Origin of the sequence: Anaerotignum faecicola (assembly GCA_024460105.1) — a bacterium.
Classification (GTDB): domain Bacteria; phylum Bacillota; class Clostridia; order Lachnospirales; family Anaerotignaceae; genus JANFXS01.
Window position 1 is genome coordinate 1 of record JANFXS010000305.1, and the last position, 444, is coordinate 444.

The 444-nt window shown below is 42.8% G+C and carries 1 protein-coding gene; it reads left to right on the top strand.

All coding sequences use genetic code 11. The features are described from left to right. The first annotated feature begins 67 nt into the window (after positions 1 to 67). Positions 68 to 373, top strand: a complete 306-nt coding sequence (locus tag NE664_14095; protein MCQ4727766.1) for a hypothetical protein — start codon at positions 68 to 70, stop codon at positions 371 to 373. Positions 374 to 444: the final 71 nt, after the last annotated feature.

Below are 444 nucleotides of genomic sequence, written 5' to 3' on the forward strand. Positions count from 1 at the left end.
CTGTAAACACACAAAGGTATTGATGAGACCAATACACTTTACAGAACTTTTAGGGGAGGTGTAAGCAATGATATCATTATTAACCGATGATATGGATCACTGCTTCTTCTGCGGCCGCCCTGCCGATTGTGAACATCACCTTATTTTCGGATCGGCAAATCGAGAACTGGCGGATGAAGACTGTCTTAAGGTTCCTATTTGCAACAACTGCCATACCGCAGGAAAAGTTAACAGCAGAATCCATGATAACCCGATGGCTGAAAAGCTTTCAAAGATGCTTGGTCAGATGGCATATGAAAAAGAATTGGCATTGAAAATGGTTCCGATGGGAAGAGAACTATTCCGTGCAAGGTATGGAAAAAGCTATTTATAGCCTTGTGATCCCGAAAGGGAATTACATACAAGCATGTGTCACGACATGCCATTGGTATTACCGGTACTGCC

What these genes read in the sequence shown, in the direction of transcription:
- NE664_14095 (MCQ4727766.1), top strand. Translation starts at nt 68, where the DNA reads ATGATATCATTATTAACCGATGATATGGATCACTGCTTCTTCTGCGGC.